Source organism: Terriglobus sp. ADX1, assembly GCF_036877645.1.
Lineage (GTDB): Bacteria > Acidobacteriota > Terriglobia > Terriglobales > Acidobacteriaceae > Terriglobus.
The window spans coordinates 34,282-40,796 of the sequence record NZ_JAEDXV010000036.1 but is presented as its reverse complement, the minus strand read 5'-3'; the positions used below and the strand labels follow the sequence as shown (position 1 = coordinate 40,796).

5 protein-coding genes and 1 pseudogene are annotated in these 6,515 nt (G+C 58.3%); 4 read left to right on the top strand and 2 right to left on the bottom strand.

What is annotated here, in order from left to right; all coding sequences use genetic code 11:
* Positions 1–186: pseudogene (locus tag JAO32_RS17875) on the bottom strand (phospholipase); the annotation flags it as partial.
* Between the two features lie 36 nt (positions 187–222).
* On the bottom strand, positions 223–1,206 hold the full coding sequence (locus tag JAO32_RS17870; protein WP_334242909.1) for a VOC family protein: 984 nt from the start codon (positions 1,204–1,206) through the stop codon (positions 223–225).
* Between the two features lie 104 nt (positions 1,207–1,310).
* On the opposite strand from JAO32_RS17870, the gene JAO32_RS17865 reads away from it, so the two are divergent.
* The 4 genes from JAO32_RS17865 (at position 1,311) to gcvPA (ending at position 6,503) form a co-directional block, all read left to right on the top strand.
* Positions 1,311–3,551, top strand: a complete 2,241-nt coding sequence (locus JAO32_RS17865; RefSeq protein ID WP_334242907.1) for a GH92 family glycosyl hydrolase — start codon at positions 1,311–1,313, stop codon at positions 3,549–3,551.
* A 138-nt stretch (positions 3,552–3,689) separates the two neighbouring features.
* A complete protein-coding gene (locus tag JAO32_RS17860) occupies positions 3,690–4,622 on the top strand; it encodes a hypothetical protein (protein ID WP_334242905.1) in 933 nt (310 codons plus the stop codon).
* A 63-nt stretch (positions 4,623–4,685) separates the two neighbouring features.
* Positions 4,686–5,072 carry a glycine cleavage system protein GcvH gene (gene gcvH, locus JAO32_RS17855; protein WP_334242903.1) on the top strand — a complete coding sequence of 129 codons (387 nt, stop codon included), beginning with the start codon at positions 4,686–4,688 and terminating at the stop codon, positions 5,070–5,072.
* 99 nt (positions 5,073–5,171) lie between these two features.
* The gene (gene gcvPA, locus JAO32_RS17850; RefSeq protein ID WP_334242901.1) at positions 5,172–6,503 is read left to right on the top strand and encodes an aminomethyl-transferring glycine dehydrogenase subunit GcvPA; all 1,332 of its coding nucleotides are present in this window, start codon (positions 5,172–5,174) and stop codon (positions 6,501–6,503) included.
* Positions 6,504–6,515 lie beyond the last annotated feature (12 nt).

Here is a 6,515-nt window from a genome sequence, read left to right as displayed (position 1 = left end):
ATACCAGACATTGCCTGAAGCCTGCGGCGCAACAAACGCCAACTTCATATCCATAAAGGCGCGCGACAGCCCAAGAATGTCTCCCGCGTTACTGCCGCGGCCATGCAAAAGCACAACGGCTCCGGCGGCCTCCTTTAGAGGCTCGCCTGCCGTATAAACCGGACTCAGATCATGAGGTCCTTGCATCGTTCCAATCTCCTTTCTGTGCAGGGATGACGGCCTTTACACCGTCACCGCCGTCTTCGACGACTGCTTCAGTTCCACCGGGATCAACCGGCGCTCAATCTGCTCAAGCAGTCCCTGGTGCATCTTCGGCACACGCAATGCCTCGCCCAGCGTCTCCATCGGCTCGTCAATTGCAAAACCCGGCTCGTCCGTTGCCATCTCAAACAACACACCACCCGGCTCGCGGAAGTAGATGGAGTGGAAGTAGTCACGATCCTGCACTGTCGTCACCGGCAGATGCTTCAGAATCTCCTCTCTCCACGCAAGCTGCGACGCATCATTCGGCGTACGGAACGCAATGTGGTGCACCGATCCCGCACCACTGCGTCCATAACCAGCATTTGGGTTCACCACCACATCAATGTGGTTGCCCAAAGCCGCGCCTTCCGGCGCAGCATAACGAATCCGGTTGCCGTCACGACCAATTTCCGCAAAACCCATCCAAGCCAACGTATCCGCCGTGGCGTTTTCGTTGCGGTGCAGCATCGTCACACCAAAGAAGCCACGAATGCTGTGCTCCGCAGGCACATCCGCATACCGCGGCACCTTCGTTGCCGCAGGAGTATCCGCATGGCCCACAATCTCCAGCTTCATGCCATCCGGATCAGCAAATGTCAGCACATCCTCCGCACCGTTGAAACGCAAACCGGTGTGCTCCACCAGGACGCCCTCGGCAGTAAGCCGCTTCTCCCAGTAAGGTATGGAAGCCGTCGGCACAGAAAACGCTGTATGCGTAACCTCACCCGCACCTGCGAGTCCACGGCGTGCACCCGGCCATGGAAAGAACGTCAAAATCGTTCCTGGCGTACCGGCATCGTCACCAAAATAAAAGTGATACGTGCCCGGATCGTCAAAATTAACGGTCTTCTTCACCAACCGCAGACCCAGCACCTGCGTATAGAAATCCAGGTTGCGCTGCGGATCGGAAGCAATCGCCGTCACATGATGCAGTCCTTGAATCTTCGCCCGTTCGGTAGCCATTGTCTTAACCCTCCGCAATAATTGATTCGATATCGAAAGAAAGGATTCATTCGCCCTTCTGCGGCTATTTGCCCTTGCAATACCGAACACGATAGCGTTCCGCCATGGTCCGGTTTTGCAAACTGTTCGTCTTCTTCCTCTCGCTGTCCTGTGCCGTCTCTGCGGTCGCACAAAAAGATGTTGTCAATGAAGTGAATCCACTCATCGGCACCGGCAATGGCCCCATCGGGTACGGCGGCACCATGCCCTTCGTAACAACGCCCTTCGGCATGACGAACTGGACGGCGCAAACCCGGCAGAACCGCCTCAGCGTCACCTCGTACGAGTACGGCGACAAGACCATCCAGGGCTTCATGGGCACCCACCAACCCGCCATCTGGATGGGCGACTTCGGCTACGTCACGCTGATGCCTGAAATCGGCGATCTGAAGATCACGCCCGAATCACGCGCTCTGGCTTACGACCACGCACATGAAACCACGCACCCCGACTTCTACAGCGTGGACATGAAGACGCAGGACGGCAAAACCATCCATGCCGAGATGACTGCAACCGAGCGTTGCGCCTATCTCCGCTTCACCTTCCCCGCTGGCGTGCAACCGCGCATTCTGTTGGAGTCCTCGCGTCCCGGCATCAACGGCAAGGCATCCGTCGATATCGCAAAGGGTGAAATCGCCGGTCAGAACCCACACCGCATCGACAACAACCTTGGACCATTCGCGCTGCCGAAGTTCAGCGGCTACTTCGTCGCACAGTTTCACCAGCACACCACCGATGGCGACACCTACGGCCTGAACACAGCCACTGCGCGCGGCGCATCCGTCACCTTCGCCAAGACGACCGCGCCCACGGTGATTGAAGTACGCGTGGGAACATCCTTCCTCAGCATCGATCAGGCGCGCGAGAACATCACCAAAGAAATCCCTGCATGGAACTTCGCTGCCACGCGCCAGAAACTTCATACCATCTGGCAACAAAAATTAAGCAGCCTAACGATCGCAGGCGCTACACAGGATGAGCGCATCACCGCATACACCGCGCTGTATCACGCACTGCTGTACCCGCGTGTCTTCTCGGAATACGGCCGCTACTACAGCGCTTTTGACGACACCATTCACAACGGCGCGTCGTACACCGATTACTCCATCTGGGACACCTTCCGCGCAGAACACAGCCTGCTGACACTCGTCGCACCGGAACGCATTGACGGCATGATCACCGCACTTCTGCAGGACTACAAGGAAGGCGGATGGATGCCCAAGTGGCCCAATCCCAGCTACACCAACATCATGATCGGCACCCATGCCGACAGCATGGTGGCGGAAGCCATCCGCAAGGGTTTCCATGGATTTGATCGTGAACTGGCATGGAAGGCCGTCTATAAGGACGCCATGACGCCCCCCGACGGCGACACCACACGTCGCTGGCTGGACCGCGAAGAGCACACGCCCTACGAAGCACGTGCAGGCCTAACCTACTACAAGCAACTCGGCTTCATTCCTACCGACAAAACCGACGAAGCTACCAGCCGCACACTGGAAGACAGCTACGACGACTGGTGTGTGGCGCAGGTAGCCAAAGCCCTCGGCCGCGATGAAGACTATCGCTTCTTCCTGAAGCGCTCGTTGAACGATCGCAACATGTTCGACAAGACGAACAACCTGATGCGCGGCAAAACCTCCGACGGCAAGTGGGCGCCCATCGGCGGCTCGCGAGACACCGATGGCAACCGCAGCGTCTCCGGATGGACGGAAGGCGATGCGTGGGTCTACACGTGGTCGCCCTTCCATGACATTGCAGGCGTGGAAAAGCTGATGGGCGGCCCTGAAGTCGCCAGCAAGCAACTGGATCAGCACTTCGCAGGCAATCACAACGTCCACAAGAACGAACCCAGCCATCACTACGGATACCTGTACGACTTCACCAACCAGCCTTGGAAGACACAAGCAAAGGTTCGTGAAATTGCCTACAAGGAATACGCCAACCTGCCCGCTGGCCTGGACGGCGATGACGACTGCGGCCAGATGTCCGCGTGGTATCTGTTCACCGCACTCGGCATGTATCCGGTGAATCCCGCCAGCGGCGACTACATGATCGGTAGCCCTATGTACGGCCGCATGAGCCTGAAATTAGCCAACGGCAAGGCTTTCACCGTCATCGCTGACAACAACAGCCACAGCAACGTGTACATCCAATCCGCCACGCTGAATGGCAAGCCGCTGGATAAGCCCGTCATCACATGGGAACAAATCCAGTCCGGTGCAACGCTGCATGTGGTGATGGGCGCACAGCCTTCCAAGTGGGCGTCTGCATGGCACCCATCGCTGCCTGAAGCAGCCATGTAATCAAGCGGCGAAAAAGCGTGTAGCAACGCACGCTTTTTCGCCGTCACAAATCATTCGAGGGCGCGCTATCCTCGTTCTACCGCAATGATCCAACGACTGCTTTCTGCCGCTGCCCTTCTATGTGCTTTTGTGTATGCCGTGCCCTCACGGGCTGACGTAGCCCTGCTCATGGAACAGCCCTATGGCGAGTTCGGCAAATACAACCCGACAGGCCACGCCGCAGTCTTCCTCAGCGATATTTGCGCAGAGACACCGACACAACTACGCCGCTGCCGCCCCGGCGAATATGGCTCCGTTATCAGCCGTTATCACAAGATCCACCATCAGGACTGGATCGCCATGCCGCTCGTTCCGTATCTTTACGGCGTAGAGCATCCCTCGGAAATTCCAGCGAGCGTTACCAAAGAACAGGTGAAACTACTTCGCGATGCCTACTGGCGCGCCCACCTGCAACAGTTGGCTCCGCCTGATAAGAACGGCGACGCGCCCAAGGGCGAATGGCCGCAGCTTGTGGGTTCATTGTTTGATCGCACCATCTTTGGCTTCGCCGTGCACTCCACGCAGGAGCAGGACGACCGCTTCATTGCCATCTTCAACGACAAGCGCAACGTGGGCCATTTCAACCTGTTTTTCCACAACTGCGCCGACTTCTCGCGCGTGGTGTTGAACACCTATTACCCCGGCGCGATCCATCGCAACGTCTTCGGAGACTTCGGCATGACCACGCCCAAGGGCGCTGCAAAATCGCTGGTGAAGTATGGAGAAAAGCATCCGGAACTTCACCCAACCACCTTTGAAATGCACCAGGTTCCCGGCGACATGCCCCGCAGCACCAATATTGACGGCGTGTCAGAATCGCTGGTGAAAAGCAAGAAATACCTCATTCCACTGGCCATTCTGCAGCCGGAGGTTACCGGCGTCATTGCAGCGGACTTCCTCACCCGAGGCCGCGCCAAGCTGCCCCGCACAGCCACCGCATTTGCCGTGCACGACTGGAAAGTGCAACCACAGCCAGTGGATGAAACGGCATCCCATCCGGACGAGGTAGGCTCACCCAAGCTTGGAAGCTAGGATCAGCCAATTTCCCGGCGATATTCGCTCTCAGAGCCGGATCGCGGCTTTAAAATCAAAGCCATGAGCTATCCGGCAAACTACCGCTACACCAAGGAACATGAGTGGATTGACGCCCACGGCAACGAAGCCACCGTGGGCATCACCGAACACGCCCAGAGCCTGCTTGGCGACATTGTTTTCGTTGACCTGCCCAAGACAGGCACGGAATTGAGCCAGAAGGAATCTTTCGGCTCGGTGGAAAGCGTGAAGGCGGTCAGTGACGTGTATGCCCCCGTCTCGGGAACCGTTACCGCTGCAAACGAAGAGCTTGCCAACGCACCGGAAAAAATTAACGAAGACGCGAACAACACCTGGCTCATCAAGCTCACCCTGAAGGATGCTTCCGAGTTGGACGGCTTGCTGGATGCCGCTGCATACGAAGCTTTCGTAGCTGAAGAAACGCACTAAACGAGTTCTGTTCGAGAAGGGCCGCCGCTTCACCGCAGCGGCCCGCGAACCTTCTACTCACCGCCCCTCCGCACACATACCAGACGAGGCAACATTCCCATGCGTTACCTTCCTAAGTCGCCCGCCGACCGGGCCGCCATGCTCCAGGAGATGGGCGCGGCTTCCATCGACGATCTGTTTGATTCCGTCCCCGCCGAATTTCGCCTCACACGCGATCTGAACGTTCCGCGTCAGCACTCTGAGCACGAAGTCATTGAAGCGTTCAAAGTCTTCGCCAGCCAGAACGCCACCGGATATGCGTCGTTTTTGGGCGCAGGAGCCTATCGCCACTATCGTCCGGTGCTGATTGACACGGTCGTTTCGCGCGGCGAGTTCCTCACCAGCTATACGCCCTATCAGCCGGAAATCGCTCAGGGCACGCTGCAGGCGCTCTTTGAGTTCCAGACCATGATCTGCGAGCTCACCGGCATGGATCTGGCCAACGCCTCCATGTACGACGGCAGCACCGGCGCAGCAGAAGCCGTGATGATGGCCGTCCGCGTCACCGGCCGCAACGGCGCTGTCATCGCGCGCACCGTGCATCCGGAATACCGCGAAGTGCTGGCCACCTACGCGCAACACCAGGGCATCCCGCAGACCGAAGTGGGTTACACCGCCGATGGCCGCGTGGATTACGCCGCTCTGGATGCCGCCATCACCAGCGACACCGCTTGCGTGCTCATCCAGTCGCCCAACTTCTTCGGCACCATTGAAGACGTTGCAAAGATCGCGGAGATCGCACACGCCAAGGGTGCTCTGCTCATCGTCTCCATTGCAGAAGCGATCTCACTCGGCATCGTCAAGCCGCCTAAGGAAGCCGACATTGTCTCCATGGAAGCGCAGAGCTTTGGCGTCCCCGTGGGCTACGGCGGCCCGTACTGCGGCGTCATCGCCGCCAAGGAAAAGTTCCTGCGCCAGATGCCCGGCCGCCTCTGCGGTCAGACCGTAGACCAGAACGGCGACCGCGGTTTCGTATTGACGCTGTCCACACGCGAGCAACACATCCGCCGCGAAAAGGCCACCAGCAACATCTGCACCAATCAGTCGCTCGTCGCGCTCATGGTCACGGTCTTCCTCACCGTCTACGGCAAGGGCCTGCAGGAACTCGCAGAACAGAATCTTGCCAAGGCACACTTCACCGCACAGTCGCTGGAGAAGAGCGGAGCCAAGCTGCTGTTTGCAGGAGCACCGCGCTTCAACGAGTTCGTCATCACCACACCGAAATCCGCAGACGCCACCAACACGGCACTGCTGGAAGAAAAGATCATCGGCGGTCTGCCGCTGTCGAAGTGGTATCCCGAACTCGGTGAAAACGCATCCCTGTGGTGCGCCACGGAACTGACCACGCGTAAGGACATCGACGTCGCAGCCACTGCATTGGCAAAAGCATAAGCGGGATAAGAC

Bases quoted from the DNA above. Each gene is read 5' to 3' on its own strand.
- JAO32_RS17870 (WP_334242909.1), bottom strand. From the start codon at position 1,206: ATGGCTACCGAACGGGCGAAGATTCAAGGACTGCATCATGTGACGGCG.
- JAO32_RS17865 (WP_334242907.1), top strand. From the start codon at position 1,311: ATGGTCCGGTTTTGCAAACTGTTCGTCTTCTTCCTCTCGCTGTCCTGT.
- gcvH (WP_334242903.1), top strand. From the start codon at position 4,686: ATGAGCTATCCGGCAAACTACCGCTACACCAAGGAACATGAGTGGATT.
- gcvPA (WP_334242901.1), top strand. From the start codon at position 5,172: ATGCGTTACCTTCCTAAGTCGCCCGCCGACCGGGCCGCCATGCTCCAG.